The organism is Salisaeta longa DSM 21114 (assembly GCF_000419585.1).
In the GTDB taxonomy this organism is placed as follows: domain Bacteria; phylum Bacteroidota; class Rhodothermia; order Rhodothermales; family Salinibacteraceae; genus Salisaeta; species Salisaeta longa.
In genome coordinates this window covers 2,027,677-2,044,443 of the sequence record NZ_ATTH01000001.1, presented here as the reverse complement: position 1 = coordinate 2,044,443, position 16,767 = coordinate 2,027,677, and the positions used below count along the sequence as shown (strand labels likewise).

At 63.3% G+C, this 16,767-nt stretch carries 14 protein-coding genes; 12 read left to right on the top strand and 2 right to left on the bottom strand.

The features are described from left to right. Positions 1-39 precede the first annotated feature (39 nt). Positions 40-1,836 carry an ABC1 kinase family protein gene (locus SALLO_RS16175; RefSeq protein ID WP_022835877.1) on the top strand — a complete coding sequence of 599 codons (1,797 nt, stop codon included), beginning with the start codon at positions 40-42 and terminating at the stop codon, positions 1,834-1,836. A 207-nt stretch (positions 1,837-2,043) separates the two neighbouring features. Continuing rightward, on the top strand, positions 2,044-4,272 hold the full coding sequence (locus SALLO_RS0108475) for an APC family permease (RefSeq protein WP_028567059.1): 2,229 nt from the start codon (positions 2,044-2,046) through the stop codon (positions 4,270-4,272). Positions 4,273-4,359: 87 nt separating this feature from the next. On the opposite strand, the gene SALLO_RS0108470 is transcribed toward SALLO_RS0108475, so the two are convergent. Together SALLO_RS0108470 and SALLO_RS0108465 are read right to left on the bottom strand one after the other, a co-directional pair. After that, entirely contained in the window at positions 4,360-4,791 is a 432-nt protein-coding gene (locus SALLO_RS0108470; RefSeq protein WP_022835875.1) for an RrF2 family transcriptional regulator, read from the bottom strand. A gap of 455 nt (positions 4,792-5,246) precedes the next feature. Next, positions 5,247-5,744 carry a Uma2 family endonuclease gene (locus SALLO_RS0108465; RefSeq protein ID WP_022835874.1) on the bottom strand — a complete coding sequence of 166 codons (498 nt, stop codon included), beginning with the start codon at positions 5,742-5,744 and terminating at the stop codon, positions 5,247-5,249. 81 nt (positions 5,745-5,825) lie between these two features. On the opposite strand from SALLO_RS0108465, the gene SALLO_RS18910 reads away from it, so the two are divergent. The 10 genes from SALLO_RS18910 (at position 5,826) to SALLO_RS16165 (ending at position 16,752) form a co-directional block, all read left to right on the top strand. Then, positions 5,826-5,933 (top strand): iron-sulfur cluster assembly protein, encoded by a 108-nt coding sequence (locus tag SALLO_RS18910; RefSeq protein ID WP_169577906.1) that lies wholly within the window; start codon positions 5,826-5,828, stop codon positions 5,931-5,933. Positions 5,934-5,995: 62 nt separating this feature from the next. Beyond that, positions 5,996-6,472: a hypothetical protein gene (locus SALLO_RS0108460; protein WP_022835873.1), complete on the top strand. Its 477-nt coding sequence runs from the start codon at positions 5,996-5,998 to the stop codon at positions 6,470-6,472. Positions 6,473-6,805: 333 nt separating this feature from the next. Next, positions 6,806-8,008 (top strand): TolC family protein, encoded by a 1,203-nt coding sequence (locus SALLO_RS16170; protein ID WP_051141342.1) that lies wholly within the window; start codon positions 6,806-6,808, stop codon positions 8,006-8,008. A gap of 79 nt (positions 8,009-8,087) precedes the next feature. After that, on the top strand, positions 8,088-9,353 hold the full coding sequence (locus tag SALLO_RS0108450) for an efflux RND transporter periplasmic adaptor subunit (protein ID WP_022835871.1): 1,266 nt from the start codon (positions 8,088-8,090) through the stop codon (positions 9,351-9,353). Between the two features lie 55 nt (positions 9,354-9,408). Beyond that, positions 9,409-12,630, top strand: a complete 3,222-nt coding sequence (locus SALLO_RS0108445; RefSeq protein ID WP_022835870.1) for an efflux RND transporter permease subunit — start codon at positions 9,409-9,411, stop codon at positions 12,628-12,630. Between the two features lie 71 nt (positions 12,631-12,701). Continuing rightward, complete coding sequence (locus SALLO_RS0108440) at positions 12,702-13,037, top strand: P-II family nitrogen regulator (protein WP_022835869.1); 336 nt, start codon at positions 12,702-12,704, stop codon at positions 13,035-13,037. Positions 13,038-13,173: 136 nt separating this feature from the next. Beyond that, positions 13,174-13,518: an ArsR/SmtB family transcription factor gene (locus SALLO_RS0108435; protein WP_022835868.1), complete on the top strand. Its 345-nt coding sequence runs from the start codon at positions 13,174-13,176 to the stop codon at positions 13,516-13,518. Between the two features lie 386 nt (positions 13,519-13,904). Further along, positions 13,905-15,314 (top strand): mercuric reductase, encoded by a 1,410-nt coding sequence (locus SALLO_RS0108430; RefSeq protein WP_022835867.1) that lies wholly within the window; start codon positions 13,905-13,907, stop codon positions 15,312-15,314. Positions 15,315-15,456: 142 nt separating this feature from the next. Continuing rightward, positions 15,457-16,326: an NAD(P)H-binding protein gene (locus SALLO_RS0108425; protein ID WP_022835866.1), complete on the top strand. Its 870-nt coding sequence runs from the start codon at positions 15,457-15,459 to the stop codon at positions 16,324-16,326. 63 nt (positions 16,327-16,389) lie between these two features. Then, the gene (locus SALLO_RS16165) at positions 16,390-16,752 is read left to right on the top strand and encodes a DsrE family protein (protein ID WP_022835865.1); all 363 of its coding nucleotides are present in this window, start codon (positions 16,390-16,392) and stop codon (positions 16,750-16,752) included. Positions 16,753-16,767 lie beyond the last annotated feature (15 nt).

The window sequence follows — 16,767 nt, the reverse complement described above, 5'->3', positions numbered from 1 at the left end:
GTTCGGTTTGTGCCTGCTGGCTTGCGTGCTGCCTCCCTTATGCCTGATGCCTCCTCATCGTCCTCACGCCCGACGGCCGCTGCTCACGGAGCGTCCGAGGAGACGTCTGCGGCGGCGTTGCCCTCAGCGCGTGGCGACGGACAGGCCCAACCGTCCCCCGCTGAGGCGCGCCAAAAACAGCGCTCGCCGCTCGCGGACTTCGATCCGCTGGCGCCGTACCGGGGCGCGCTGCGGCGCTTCTTTACGGTGTATCGCCACGTGGTGGGGCTCCTCATGGGCGGGCACCTGGCGTACGTCCGCTCGCTGCCCGATGTGCAAACGCGCGGCCTGCGGTCGCCGGGCAAGCGGCTGCTGGCCGTTCTGCTGCGCCCCCTGGTGCAACGCGACCTGCGCACGCTGCCGTTTCCGGTACAACTGCGCAAGCGCCTCGAAATCTTAGGCCCCACCTTTACCAAACTCGGCCAAATCCTGGCCATCCGCGAGGACCTCTTGCCGCCGGTCATCACGAAGGAGCTGGAGCGGCTGATGGATCACCTGCCGCCGATTCCGTTCGTGCAGGTGCAGGACATCTTGAGGGAGGAGCTGGGCGGCGCGGTCGCGGATCATTTCCAGTGGGTCGACGAGGAGCCGCTGGGCTCGGCCTCCATCGCCCAGGCGCACCGCGCGCGCACCCTTTCCGGCGACGACGTGGTCGTGAAGGTGATTAAGCCCGGCAGCCGCGATGTGGTGACCTCCGACTTGAAGCTGCTGGAGTTTTTTGGGGTGTTCTTGCAATGGATCATCCCGCAGTACCAGCCGCAGCAAATCATTGACGAGTTTAGCGCCTACACGCTGCGTGAGGTCGATTACACCTTCGAGGCCGACCATGCCGAGGTGTTTGCAGCCAACTTCCAGGAGGAACCCGGCATTGTCTTTCCGTCCATTTACCGGCACCTGAGCACCGAAAATGTGCTTACCATGTCGTTCATTGACGGGCTGCGGCCGGGGGCAGCGGCGGCACGGCAGCTTTCGCCCGAGGAGCGTGCACGGGTGATCGATCTGGGCGCAACGGCCATCATTCGCATGCTGTACCAGGACGGCTTCTTCCACGCCGATTTGCACGCCGGAAATTTGAAGATCATCCCGGGCGACACGCCACAGGACCTGAAGGTAGGCTTTATCGACTTGGGGATGGTGGGGCGGTTTGGGCCGCGCGTGCGGCAGCGGATGCTCTATTATTTTTACGCGCTGGTGCGGGGCGATGTGGAGAATGCGGCGCGGTATCTGCTGGAAATGGCGCGGGTGGGCGAGGGCGGCGATCCGCAGGGCTTTCGGCGCGCCGTGACCGACCTGGTGCGGCACTTTTCCGCGGGCCGCGGGCGGGCGCCCAGTATTGCCCACATGATTTTGGAGTCGCTGAGTTTAGGCGCGCGCTATCGCGTGTTTTTTCCGGTGGAGATGACGCTGATGGTGAAGGCGTTGGTGACGTTTGAGGGCGTTGGGCGCACGCTCGATCCGTCGCTCGACGTGATGGAAGTGTCGCGTGCACACGTGCGCTCCATCTTTCGGGAACGGTTCGATCCGCGACGGCTAAGCCGCGAGCTGATCAGCGGGATGCCCGAGGTGCTCGACCTGATGGTGCAGCTGCCCGAGCTGCTCTCCTCCGGGGCGCACGCGCTTGAGGGGCGGCTGAGCAACCGCGCGCCTGAGGGCAATCCGCTGGCCGATCTGCGCAGCGGCATCATTGCGGGGGCCTGCATCATCGCGGGCGTCCTGGCCGCGGTGCAGGGGGCGGCAGTGTGGCTGTGGGCCGGGCTGTTGGCCCTGGGCGCGGGGCTCGCGCTGTTTGGACGCTGAGCATGGCATACAACGGGCGCGCATCTCGATGGCAGTGCTGACGCCGCTTGCTCCTTCAATGCCATGAATGGTTGGTTTGGATGAGCAGGTAGACGCCTGCGTTAAGACCAACGGTTGACGACGAGCGCTGTGATACCTATGCTGTAGGGGCATTTCTGCAAACGGGATGCGCCCAAGAAGTACTCTTCCTTACCTACTCCACGACGTATGGCCTCCTCATCATGGAATCCCCTATCATCTTCTGAGGAGCAGGAGGTAGTGCCAGGGAAGCAAGGCGGCCTGGGTACGTTTGGCGGGGTGTTTACCCCATCGATCCTGACGATCCTCGGGGTCATTATGTACCTTCGGTACGGATGGGTCGTGGGGAACGTTGGGCTGCTGGGTGCACTGCTCGTCGTGACGCTGTCGACGGGCATCACGCTGCTCACCGCCTTTTCCATCGCTTCCATTGCGACGGACCAGCGCGTGCGGATCGGCGGGGCGTACTACATGATCAGCCGCTCGCTGGGGCTGGAAACGGGCGGCGCCGTGGGCATTCCGCTCTTTTTTGCGCTGGCCCTCTCGGTTGCGCTCTACACGGTGGGGTTTGCCGAGAGCGTCGTCAGCGTCTTTCCCGGCTTGAATCAGCGCGTGGTCGGCCTCGTCACGACCCTGGGTGTGGCGGCCATTGCACTCGTCTCCGCTAAGGCCGCTATCCGCGCACAGTACGTCATTATGGCGGCCATTGGGGTGTCCCTGATATCGCTCTACTTCGGGAGCCCGGTCGAGCCGAGTGACATCGAGATGTGGGGGGCTCGCGATCGCCTCTCTGAGCCATTCTGGGTCGTTTTTGCTGTCTTTTTTCCGGCCGTTACGGGCATCATGGCGGGCGTGAACTTGTCCGGAGATCTGAAGGATCCGGGAAAATCGATTCCAACGGGTACGTTTGCAGCTGTAGGGGTGGGCTACCTGATCTACATGACGTTGCCTCTCGTGCTGGCCACGCGGGCCGATGCCGCGACGCTGATCGAAGACCCACTCATCATGCGACGGATCGCTTTCTGGGGCGATGCCATCCTGCTGGGGGTCTGGGGCGCGACCCTTTCTAGCGCTGTGGGCAGTATTTTGGGCGCGCCGCGTGTGATGCAGGCCCTGGCGCGCGATGGCGTGCTGCCGCGCTGGCTTCGGTGGCTGGGCCATGGCAGCGGCGAGGAGGACACGCCGCGCTATGGGACGCTACTCACGATGGGCATTGCACTGTTGGCCGTCGGGCTTGGCGACCTGAATGCCATTGCGCCGGTGCTTACGATGTTCTTCCTGACAACCTACTGCGTGTTGAACGTCGCCGCCGGCATCGAAACAGCCCTAAACAGTCCGTCGTTTCGTCCGACCTTCAAGGTGCACTGGAGCTTTTCGCTGCTGGGCGCTGCCGGCTGCCTGGCGGTCATGTTTCTCATTAACGCGACAGCCACCGTGATTGCCATGGTCGCTGTGAGTGCGATCTTCGCATGGCTCAAACGGCGTGGGCTACAGGCTGCCTGGGGCGACGTCCGGCAAGGCCTCTGGATGGCGGCCGTCCGGGCCGGCCTGATGCGGTACAGCGGGCGGCCCGATCCTAAAAACTGGCGCCCGCACATTCTCGTGCTCACCGGGGCGCCCACGAGCCGGTGGCATCTTATTGACCTGGCCTCGTCGTGGACCCACAACCGGGCGCTCATGACTGTGGCTACCGTGCTGCCCGACGAGGGCTTCTCGCTCGAGCGCCAGCAGAACATGCAGAATCTCATTAAGGAGTATCTCGCAGAGCGCGGGGTGCAAAGCCTCGTGCGTACGATTCGTGCCGAGAACCCCTTCGAGGGGTCCGAGCGCCTGGTCGAAGCGTACGGGCTAGGCGAGTTGGCTCCGAACACGGTTCTCCTGGGTGACACGCGCGATCCGGCACATCACGAGCGGTACTGCGCCATGATTCGTCGCCTGTACCACGCCGGGCGAAACGTCATCATTGTGCAGCAAGAGGAGGATCAGGACCTTGGCTCGCGTAAGCGCATCGACGTCTGGTGGGGCGGCCTGAAAGGAAACGGTGGCTTGATGAAGATCATGGCGTATCTCCTTCAGACAAGCCTCCGCTGGCAAGAGGCCCAGGTGGTGCTCAAGATGATGGTGGAGACTGAGGCGGCTGCCGAGGATGCCTACTCCAACATTAACCCCATTCTTCAACGCATGCGCACAGGAGCCGAACTGGACGTGATTGTCAGCCGCGGGCGCTCCTTCGAAGAGGTCCTCCATACTTCATCTCGCGACGCTAACCTGATCTTTATGGGCTTGGCTGCGCCGGACGAGACAGACCATTTTACGGCCTATTACGAAGCGCTTCGAGCGAAGACGGAGGACCTTCCGCCGACGGTTTTCTTCCTTGCAGCAGAGCCTATGGCGTTCGAAGAAATGCTGATCGATTGAAAGCTTTGAGCTTCCAAAAGGCCCCATCACATACCGACGGAGCACCCGCGCCGTTGCGCGCTGTAGTCGGACGACGCAACGAGTCGGTCAGGTAGCTGCAAGCCGGGCGTTGAAGCTGTCGATTTGGTCCGCCATGTCTGCGAGTGTTGCATGCGTGAACAACGTTTCGAGGCGGCTGCGCTCGGTGGTCCATCGGTCGTGCAGCGGGCAGGGGGCCTCATCGCTGCAGCCGGGCAAGCCCAGCACGCACGTCTCAAAGAGATCGGACCCATCGATGGCTACCACAATCTCGCGCAGCGTAATCTCATCCGCGGGTCGCGTAAAACGCACGCCGCCCTTGGGCCCCCGCATCGATTCCACCAGCGAAGCCGCCTTTAGCTGCTGGAAGATCTTGGTTAAGAACGGAAACGAGATATCAAGCTCATCGCTAATCGTGCGAATTGACACGTACCCGGCGCGGTCCAGGTGCGCCAGGTAAAGCGCAGCGCGAAGTCCGTATTCACAACTGTTGGAAAGCATACAATCGATCGAAGCAAGAAGGTCTCACGAGCTGCCCCTCAACAGAAGCAGCGTGCCATGCAGGCAGGTCATGCCGCAGCGGCTCACCTTGGAAGGCGAAAGGCCAGGGAGGTCTGTGCCGGGGGACTCCTCGTAGATGCTGGCGCATCCGCGTCAAGGAAATCAGTAGCCGTCAGGTCTGTCGAGGAGTGCGGCGCGGTGGGATAATTGGCGTACCGGGACAGCCGGCGTGTGTCGTGATGAATAAGGTCCGGATTGATACGAATGACGAAGACAGGCGGTACACGGACACGCGAGTTACTGCATGTATATGCCCTGCGCAGGGGATTTCGTCCCGGCCTCGGGGCGATCTGTTGCGAATACACCGCAAAGAATAGTATTTTGTATTTTTTGAGCCAAGCACTATTTGAAGCGCCAGCACATGCGGCGGCATTGTGGGGTTTTCGCCGGCCACGCTACTCGATAGTTGCAGGAAACGACGGCGCCAACGCAGAAGACGACTGTTCGCCATCGGCCGTGTAGAAGCGCAGGCGGCCCTCGGGGTCGCAGATCCAGACCTCCGTCGCCCCTTCCTCGAAGTACAGCTGTCGCTTGGCCGCCATCTCCGTGTCGGTGTTGCTTTCGGAGCGCACCTCGACGCAGAGTTCGGGCATCACCGGGCTCGCCTCTGCGTTCCCAGGAATTTGCTGGATTCGTTCCTCAGACATCCACACCACATCGGGCACTCTGATGCCTTTCGGAGTGTCGAGGGCAAATTCAACGGCGGGCTCGCCTGGCGTCTGTATGTGCTGAACCAGCTGGGTAAGGATGCGTGACTGCAAAAAGCTGTGCTGTGGTTTATGCGGACTCAAAACGAGGTGGCCGTGCGCATTGGTCTCAATCTTGAACGGTAGGTCTTGCAGCTGCGGATCGTGCAGCGCGCGGTGCCAGAGCGAAGCAGTAGCCGGTTCCATGGGGCCCCCTGTGACGTGTGCCGGGCAATGGTGTGACAGGGAATCGTACCCGAGCGGGCGCCGGGCGATCCGCGGAAGTTAGTGAGACGGATAACACCGATCCGGAAGCAAATTGCCGAGTGCCTGCGCCATGTCGACGATCCCGAGCTTGGAATCAGCATGGTCGACCTGGGGGTCATCGAATCTTAGCGAAACTACAGTCCCTTTATCTATCGTATGAGCAATTGCTCACTTGAACAAATCAAAATCTGATGCGCCTCTCTCTGCTGAACATACGAAGCCGTCTGAAGCCGCTCGTGTGGCTTCTGCTTGTGACCGTGCTTCCGTCGTTCAGCCCGCATCTGGCGCAGGGAATGGTGCTCTGCATCAGCGAGAGTCACGTCGCTGTGGAGTCGGCCCGCGCCGATCATCATGACGAAAGCAGGGCGCAGGCAAGCACGCTGTCGTCGCATTCGTTGCCCATGGTGGCGACCTTTGGGGACGCTCAGCCCACTGCCGTAGACGACGTCTCTTGCACGGACGTGCCGATTCGGATGACGCGCGCAGACGATGTGTGCCATCCGGTTATACAGGTGGACACGTCGGGCGCGGACAAGCACTCCGTAGACCGGGTCGTTGCTTGGCTTGACCGGGACCGGCCCACCCGCTCCCCACATTCTATTCTTTCATCGGACGAGTCCACCGGCTTTTCTTCTCGTCCGCACAGCACCGTCGTGCTGCTGATATAGTCGCTCTCTGATCAGTCGCCTATCCCTGGCGACACCCTGCCTTCTGCTGTCAATCCACCGGCAGACTGTATCTGCACGGCGCTTCTCACGCCTGTGCAAGTGCCACCATTCTGGCTGCCTCCTCCAATCCTGATCAGAGCACCACTTATGAACCCGTGGTATATCTCCATCCTACCCGTTTTTCTTGCTGCCGGGCTCCTCGCCGGTTGTGCAACCACGCACGATGCTGCCTGGCCGGACTCCCGGCCTTTGGGGCCAGACACGGCGGCGTATCGCCCCCCGATCGACGTAGACCGGGCTGCGGACCGTGCCGCAATAGACGCTGAAGGCCGCATGCTCACGCTCGATGACACGCTCTCCTTGCCCGAGGCGCTCGCGCTGGCGCTCCAGGAAAACCCGCGGCTGCGATCGTTTGCCTGGGAGGTGCGCGCTCGCGAGGCACAGGTCCTTCAGGCTGGGCTCTATCCCAACCCCACGCTCTCTGCAGAAGCGGAGAGTCTACCGACAGATGCCCCCTTTGATGGGTTCTCGGGAGCCGAGCAATCCGTGCGCCTGGGCGTGCCCTTGGAGCTCTGGGGACGACCCTGGAAGCGGCGCGATGTGGCCGAGGCTACGCGCGACCTGGCTGGGTGGACCTACGAAGCCGTTCGCCTCGACGTGACGACGCAGGTGACGCAGGCGTTCATCGGCGTGCTGGCGGCGCAAGAGCGCGTGCGCCTCGCCGAAGCCCTCGTCGGCCTCTCCAAGGAGGTCTACCAGACGGTACGCCGGCAGGTTGAAGCCGGCAAGGTAAGCCCGGTGGAGCAGACCCGCGCTCGCGTGCCGCTCTCTGAGGCGCGCATCCAGCTCAGCCGCGCCCGACAATCCCTTGCCGCCGCCCGCAATACACTAGCCGGCACATGGGGGCGTCTGGAGAGGCCGCCCTTCGAGGCCGTTACGGGAACGTTTGGTCCCGTGCACAAGCCCCCCTCACTGCGTGCCTTGCAGCCGCTGGCCGCGCGCAACCCCCGCATTGCACGCCAGCAAACCAACATCCGGCAGGCCGAGGCACGGCTTGCGCTGGAGAAGGCAAGCCGCTTCCCGATCCCCAAGCTCACGGCGGGCTGGCAACGCTTTGGTGGGCTGGGCACGGAGGCCTTCACCGCAGGCATCGCCCTGCCGCTCCCGCTGTTCGACCGCAACCAGGGGGCTACGCAGCGCGCCCGCTACCGCGTGCAACGCGCCCAGGCGCAACGGGAGGACGCCCGGGTGCAGGTCGACACGGCCCTGACGCGGGCCTACCACCGCCTCGCCGCGTCCTACAACGAAGTACGGACGCTCCGCAGCGAGACGCTTCCCGCCGCCCGATCGGCCTTCAAGGCCATCCGCCAGGGCTACCGCGCGGGGAAATTCAGCTCCCTCGACGTGCTCGACGCCCAGCGCACGCTCTTTGACGTGCGACGCCAGGAGGTGCGCGCCCTGAGTGACTATTACCAGCGCCGCGCCACCGTTGAGCGGCTCATCGCCACGCCCCTGGCAGCAGTGACCAATGAATAATTCTCCTTTGAGCGCTCCCCAGGAGCCACCCACGCCCCACCGTCCCTTCCCCGCTAAGTATCCAATGATGATCCGAGTTATGAAGACGATCACACGTTTCCTTCCGTCGCTCTCGCTGCCGTCTGCTGTGCGGCCTCTCTTCTCCATTGCACTGCTGGTGCTGGCCACGCTGATGCTAGCGGGCTGTGGGGGCTCGGAGGCGACGCCCCAGCACGCTGGACAGCATCAAGACGAGAAAGCTGCGGGTGAGCATGCCCAGCATTCGGAGGGCGCGCCACGCGGTGTGGCCATGACGCCGGCGCAAGCAAAAGCCATCGGCATTCGCCTCGACACGCTGCAGGCTGGCAGCGCCACCTCGGTGCTGAGCCGCCCCGCCGCGGTGCACTTCGACATGGACCGCACGGCGAACGTTGGACCGCGCATTGAAGGCAAGGTGCGACGCGTGACGGCCGACCTCGGGGAACGGGTAGAAGTCGGCGAGACGCTGGCCATCATGAGCAGCGTGGAGCTGGGCAAAGCCAAAGCGCAGTACCTGACGGCCAAGGCGCGCCTCAACACCCAAAAACGCGCCTACGAACGGGAGCAGACCCTCTATGCCGATAGCATCTCCAGCGAGGCGGCCCTTCTCGAAGCGCGCGCGGCCTTTGAAGAAGCACAGGCGGAGCTGAAGGCAGTGCACGAGACGCTGCGGCTCTATGGGCTTTCCGAGGCCGAAGTCGAAACAGAGCAGTCCCACGGTGAGCCGCTCTCGCACTTTCACGTAACCAGCCCGATCGCGGGCACGCTGCAACAACGCGACGCCGCGCCCGGCGAGACGATCGGTGCGCAGGAAACGCCGTTCCATGTGGCTAACCCCTCGCGCATGTGGGTCATGATTGACGCCTACGAGCGTGACGTACCCGTCCTGCGAACGGGTCAGCGCGTGTCGCTCTCCGTGCGTAGCCTGCCGGAATCCTCCTTCGAGGGCACCATCGATTTCGTTTCGCAGACGCTCGATCCTGAGACGCGTACGTTGCGGGTCCGTGCAATCGTCGACAACAACCGCCGCCTCCTGCGCGACGGGATGTACGGGCAGGCGCGCATCTATACCGATACGCACGTCACCAGCGCCCTCGTGTCCACCGATGCCGTGCAGACCATCGATGGCCAGTCGGTTGTGTTTGTACCGGGCGACGAGGTGGGGCACTTTCGTGCTGTCCCTGTGCGCACGGGCGACGAGTCGCAGGACGGAATGATAGAAATTGTGGGCGGCTTGCAGCCGGGCGACGTGGCCGTCACGCGCGGCGCCTTCGAACTCAAATCAGCGCTTACAGCATCCACACGTAGTGCGGCACACGGCCACTAAGTACGCACATCGCTTATTATCGCCGCGCTTTGCTGACCCCAATCCTTCTTTTTTTATGATTGAACGTATTATCGACGCCTCGCTCCGCAACCGCCTGATGGTGCTAATCCTCATTATGGGGATCGCGGGGGCGGGCTACTGGGCGTTTACCGAAGTGCCTGCCGATTCGTACCCTGACGTTTCACCAACCCTCGTACAGGTGTTCACCGTGAGTCCGGGCCTCTCGCCCGTCGACGTCGAGAAGCAGATCAGCTACCCGATCGAGATTTCGATGTACGGCATTCCGAAGCTCAAGCGCGTGCAAAGTACGTCGATCTTTGGCCTCTCCCGGGTGAACGTCTATTTTGAAAATGGGACCGATATCTACTTTGCGCGCCGCCTGGTGATGGAGCGCCTGGCCAAAGCCCGCGACCGGATCCCCCCCGGTCTGGGCAACCCGCAGTTGGGTCCCATCACTACAGGCCTTGGCACCATCATGATGTACGAGGTCCGCAACGAACGGGGAGCCAACCACTCGCTCACCGAACTGCGCACGGCCCAAGATTGGATCGTGAAGCCGCGGCTGCGTACGGTCCAGGGCGTCACCGGCGTGCTCTCCATCGGCGGTTATGTGAAGCAGTACCAGGTCAACCTCGACATGAACGAGCTCCTGGCGCGCGGCCTCACCGTGGCGGATGTAGAGAAAGCCCTGGGTGCTAACAATCGCAACGTCGGCGGCTCGTTCATCGAGCGGGGCGGCGAGGAATACATCGTGCGCGGCTACGGCTGGATTCGCCCGGGCGAGGACGGGCTGGATGACATCCGCAACATTGTGCTGGGCAGCCACAACGGCACGCCGGTGTACGTAAGCGAGGTCGCCAAGGTCACCTTTGGCCCGGCCATCCGGCGCGGGGCCCTCATGGCCAGCCGGCGCATCAGCGATACGTCGCAGGCTGCGGCGCAGAACGGATCCGTTGTGCAGAACACATCGGCGGCACAGAACACATCAGCGGCGCAAAACGCCTCCGCGGCGCCGGCTTCCGAGGAAACAGTGGGCGGCTTCGTCCAGAAGCTCATCGGCACGAACACGCAGGGCGTGCTGGCCCGCGTCAACGAGCAAATCGCCGCGATCAACGAAGCCCTGCCAGAGGGCATGCGGCTGGTTCCCTTCTACTCGCAGGGCGCGCTCGTCGACAAGGCGATGAGCACTGTCACGAATGCGCTCGTATTTGGCGCAGTGCTCGTTCTGCTGGTCCTCTACCTCTTTATGGGCGACGTGCGTTCGACGCTCATCATCATGACGACGGTGCCCTTGGCCTTCCTCACTGCCTTCATCGGCATGTGGGTCGCCGGGCTCTCGGCCAACCTCATGACGCTCGGCGCGCTCGCCATCTCCATCGGCATGATCGGCGACGGTACCACCGTAGTGGTTGAGAACGTGTATCGCATGCTGGAGGAGCTCGAGGAAACCGAAAACATCTCGATGGTGCGCCTGGTGAGTGAAGCCGCGCGCGAGGTCGGACGGCCGGTGGTGTTTGCCACCAGCATTATCATCATCGTCTTTCTGCCGCTCTTTACGCTCCAGGGCGTGGAAGGCAAAATGTTCTCGCCCATGGCGTATACGATCACCTTCGCGCTGCTGGGCGCGATGTTCTTGGCCGTTACGTTTGCGCCGGTCGTCAGCAGCTATCTGGTGTCGCCACAGCAGATTTCCGGCGGGGAGCCCCGGCTGGTGCGCTGGCTGAAGGCGCGCTTTCGGCCGCTGGCCCATTGGAGCGTAGCGCGCCCCCGGACCGTGTTGGCGACGGTGAGCGCCCTCTTTCTAGGGAGCCTGGTCCTCTTCCCGTTCCTGGGCTCCGAGTTCGCGCCGACGCTCCGGGAGGGCACGTTCGCCGTCCGCGCCGTGCTCCCGCCCAGTGCAAATCTGGAGTCTACCCAGGCGTACACGCGCCGCGTGCAGGCCGTCTTTCAGGAATTTCCGGAAGTGGAATCTGTCTACTCGCGCGTGGGCCGCGCCGAGGTGGGCGGCGACCCCGAACCGGTGAATGTCATTTTCAACGTGGTTGGGCTCAAACCGCTCGACGAATGGTCATCGGGCCGCAGCTACGAGGCGCTGCAAACCGTCATGGCCGAGCGGCTGCAAGAGCAGGTGCCGGGCATTGCTGCCAACTTCTCCCAGCCCATCCAGCTCCGCACCGATGAGCTCCTGAGCGGCGTGCGCGCCCAGGTCGTGGCCAGCCTCTACGGCGAGGACCTGGAGGTGCTCGCCCAGAAGGCGCAGGCCATGAAAGAAGTCATCGAGACGGTGCCGGGCGCTGTCGACGTGCGGGCGCAGCAGCAGGGCGGTAAGCCGCAGGTGCTCGTACGGCCGGATCGGCAGGCGCTGGCCCGGCTGGGCATTTCGGTGGATGCTTTGTTAGCCACCGTGGAAACGGGGATCGGCGGCTCGACGGCCGGACAAGTGTTTGAAGGCATCCGGCGCTACGCCGTCTTTACGCGCTTGCAAGAGGGCGAGCGGAGCCAGATTGAGCAGGTCCGTCAGCTTCCCATCCGCACGGCGAAGGGGGCTATCGTGCCACTGGAGCAGGTCGCGGACGTGGAGGTCTTCACCGGACCGAAGCAGATCTCACGCAACAAGGCCAGCCGCCGCACCTACGTGCAGCTCAACGTGCGCGGGCGCGACATGGGCTCGGTCGTCGAAGAGATCCAGCGGAAGGTGAAAGCGCAGGTCGACCTGCCGCCGGGCTACTTCGTCAAATACGGCGGACAGTTCGAGAATCAACGCCGGGCCATGCAGCGGCTCTACGTCGTCGTGCCCATTACGTTGGCCCTCATCTTTCTGATGCTCTTTTCCACCTTTAGCAGCCTGCGCTACGCCACGCTCATCTTCCTGAACGTGCCGTTCGCTACGATCGGCGGCATCGTGGCACTGTGGCTCGGTGGGCTCTACGTGTCCGTGCCGGCGGCCGTAGGGTTCATCGCGGTCTTCGGCGTGGCCGTCTTGAACGGCGTCGTGCTGGTCAGCTATATCAACCAGCTGCGCGCAGCGGGACGATCCATGCAGGAGGCCACCGTCACTGGCGCGGAGCTGCGTTTGCGGCCGGTGCTCATGACGGCGCTCACCACGTCGTTGGGACTCCTGCCGCTTCTCTTGACCGACGCTATCGGCTCGAACGTGCAGCGCCCGCTGGCGGCGGTCGTCATTGGCGGGCTGGTCACCTCAACTTTGCTAACGCTCTTCGTGCTGCCGAGCATCTACCCGTGGTTTGCTGAAGACGTCGGCGAAGCTGCGATTTAAGCCGTACCCGCAGGCCGGGCTAGCGGTCTTCAGCCCGGCTCTTTGTTTTTACTCACCGAAGGTCAACAACCATGAAAGAAATTAAAGCCTTTGTTCGTCCGAACCAGGCCGATCGGGTCATTGACGCGCTCGAAAACAGCCCCGAGTCGCCGGGCGTCACTGTCAGCGACGTGCGGGGCTACGGCCATCCGAAAGGAGGCGGTCCTGCGCAGCTTACCCAGCGGACAAAACTGGAAATCGTTGTGCCCGACGTGCAGGTTGAATCCGTGTTGGATACCATCATCGAATACGCTCACACCGGGCGGTATGGCGACGGGAAGATCTTCGTTTCCAACGTGACAGGCGCCGTGCGCATCCGCACCGGCGAGCGCGATGAGGCCGCCGTGCGGTTCCCTGACGCAGAATGAATCGGCCAAGCCTTCTTGGGCATTGTGGCTCGTTGCGTTTCACCGTTCCCAAGGGGCGGTAAGTACGCGAGGTGAACCTTCTGGGGGATTGTATGCATAAATTAGCCTATCTGTTTGCCTCCAGAACCTGTGACCTATGCCGGACGACGTTACCACCTCTTGCGGCACCGATACAACCCCAGAGGCGGCTCTCCCGAGTGATGCCGTTACAGCGGTTACCGTTCAGCTCCTGAAAGGGTTTGCCGACGAGACGCGCCTGAAGATCCTGTGCCTCCTTCGCGGGCGCGAGATCTGTGTGCACGAGATCGTCAAGGCCCTTGACGTAAGCCAGTCGGCCGTGAGCCATCAGCTCCGTACGCTGCGTGATGCCCGCCTCGTCGTGCATCGCCGGGAGGGGCGACACGTCTACTATCAACTAGCGGATGCCCATGTGGAAGAGATGCTCGACAATGCGCTCTCGCATGGTGAGGAAGCGGCCTGATCCCTATCTCATCCATTGACGGAATACCGTTCAATTCAAATCGTATGAGCAAATGATCATTCGATAGGCGAGGTTGACGGCGTGCCCCTGTGCACAACGTGTTCGAACGATTCGAATCAAACTGCACTGTCATCCGCTTTCTCGCGCCCCTCGGAATGAGGCAACCTGCGCAGATCCTAAAGCCGCCCGGCTAGGTGCCTGCGTGTAACGCATCCGGAAGCAACCGCACCGACCATCGCGTGCCGTTGATAGAAATGCCGCGATCGAAGCGCCTGTTCGCGGGGGCTTGCGGGCAGATTGGACGGGAGAGGCCATGCGTGCGTGGCCCTTTCCCCACCCGGCGGCACGCGCCACACGTTCTTCAACGCATACTACCGATTCTACTGATGGCTGATCACGCGTACGACTATGTTTTGCTGGGCACCGGGCAGGCCACCGGCACACTCATCGCAGATTTGCTAACGCGCGGCGGCTCCATCGCTGTCATTGAGGGTGGAGACGTCGGCGGTACGTGTGTGAACGTGGGCTGCACGCCTACCAAGACACTCGTAGCCAGCGCTAAGATAGCGCACAAGGCCCGCACAGCTTCTGAATACGGGGTCGAGACGGGGCCGGTGTCGGTTGACTTCGACACGGTGATGGAGCGCATGAATAGCATTCGTCATGGGAGCCGCGACGGACTGCGCGGCTGGCTCACGTCGGAAGAGGCCGTCACGTTTTATCATGACTGGGGCCGCTTCGTTGGCGAGAAAGCGATTGCTGTAGGCGATGCCACCATCACTGCGGAGACGATCTTCGTGAACGTAGGCGCTCGGGCACGCGTCCCGTCCATCGACGGCCTCGACGATGTCGACTGGCTCGATAACCGCCGCATCCTGGAGCTCGACGCGGTGCCGGAGCATCTCGTCATTGTGGGCGGCAGCTACATTGGGCTGGAGTTTGGCCAGGTCTTTCGGCGCTTCGGGGCTGAGGTCACGATCTTGGAGCGTGCCGACCGCCTCATTGGCCGCGAAGATCCCGACGTCTCGGCGGCGGTCCGTGAGATGCTGGAAGACGAAGGCATTAACATCGTGTGCCAGGCCGAAGCCGCCCACGTGACGCAGGCCGATGACGGCACAATCGCGGTAGACCTAGCCGCTAGCGACGGTGAGGCTGCGCGCACGGTCGCTGGTTCGCATCTGCTGATTGGCGCCGGGCGCGTGCCAAACAGCGACCGCATCGACGCCGCGGCCGGGGGACTTGCGCTCAACGATCGCGGCGAGATTGTTGTGAACGACGTGATGCAGACCGGCGTGGAGGGCGTGTATGCGCTGGGCGACGTCAACAGCGCGCCGGGCGCTTTCACGCATACCTCGGTTAACGACACCGAAATTGCGCTCAGCTACCTGTTTGGGGGCGATGTCCCCGGCGGGGTGCGCACCGTCGACGACCGGACCCTGACCTACGCGCTCTTCACCGATCCGCCGCTTGGCCGCGTGGGGCTCACCGAGCAGCAAGCGCTTGACGAGGGCATCAACCTGCTGAAGGCTACCCGCTCCATGGACCGCATCAGCCGGGCGAAGGAGATGGGCGAAACGAAGGGCTTCGTTAAAATCCTGGTGGATGCCGATACGTCGCAGCTTGTGGGCGCTTCGGTGCTTGGTGCAAACGGCGACGAGATCATCAGCTTGTTTGCTACCATCATGCATGCCGAGATGCCGTACGACGAGTTCCGGACCATCGTGCTTGCGCACCCGACGATCTCCGAGCTTATGCCGTGGACGCTCGACAGCTTAGAGGCGGTGACGCCGGCATAGAGCGTGCAGGAACGGGGGCGTGGGATCGGCGCGCAGCCATTTGTCGTGTACTCCACGCACAGGGGACGAATGGTTGAAACCGGTCTGCCCTGCTCGCAGTGTTCTACCACACACGCTCCGCATTCAACATTTTTTGCTGCTTATGGCTACCGATTCTGCGACGACGCTCATCTTGGGAGCCACGGGCACCGTAGGCCGGCGCCTCGTGAGAAAACTGGCATCCGGTTCTGCCCCGATCCGGGCGGCCACCCGCTTGCCCGAGGCGTACGCACCGCCCGGGGCCCGCGCGGAAGCGGTGCGCTTCGACTTCACCGACCCGTCGACCTTCGCCCCGGCGCTAGAGGGCGTAGCCCGCGTTTCTATGCTGGCGCCCTCCGACACGGCCGTCTACCCGCAGCTCGTTCCGTTCATCGACGCGGTGGCGCAGTCGCAGGCCGAGCACGTGGTGTTCATGACGGCGATGGGCGTGGACCAGGCGCCCGACGATGTGCCGCTGCGCCGCGCCGAACTGCATCTGCAGGCGAGCCCCCTGCACGCCACCCTCCTGCGGCCCAACTGGTTCATGCAAAATGTTCTGACGTACTGGCACGACATGATCATGGGCGACGGCGTGCTTCGGCTGCCGGCGGGCGATGCCCAGACGAGCTTCATTGACGCCGGAGACATCGCGGCCGTCGCGGCGGCGGCCCTCACCGATGCGGCACATCGCGGCACCGCGTACACGCTGACCGGTCCCGAGGCCCTCACCTATGCCGAGGCCGCCGACGTGCTGTCGCAGGTTTGGGGCCGCGACATCTCCTACGAGGCGGTCAGCGACGAAGCGGCCCGCGCGATGTTTGCGCAGGCGGGGCTTGACGAGGCGTATGCGCAGATGCTGGTGGGCCTGTTCCAGAACGTGCGCGCCGGCCACGCCGCGCCTGTCACCGAGGCCGTTGAGGAGATTACCGGGCAGCCGCCGCGCTCGTTGCAGCAGTTTGCCCGCGGTGCAGCAACGGCTTTTGCATCGTCGTGAACACCGGCGCGCGCGTCGGGTGGAACGTTGTCCCTCGAATCTTTCTCCAAGCGGTGAACGCCCATGCATATCATCACCACCATCGGACCCGAAAATGCGACGAAAGCCGTCCTGCCCTTCATTGCGGCCAAAGGCGCCATGAGCCAGGGCGAGGCGTCGGCGTTTTTTGCGATGCAAGAAGCCACCTACCTCGCCAGCACGCGCCATGCCGACTTGTCGGAGCTCAAGGCCCCCGGCCTGCCCACGGTACGGGCCGTCGTCGATGCGCTCCTGCAGCAGGACATGATTGAGGCGTTTGTGGTGTGCAAGCCGTGCGCCGAGGCCCGCGGCATCACAGCCGACGACTTGGCCCCGTGGGCGCGGTTTGGCGGGGCGGGCGACATGGCCAAGCAGGCAGCTGCCCACGACACCACCCTCACGTTTTGATGCGGACGCGGCGGT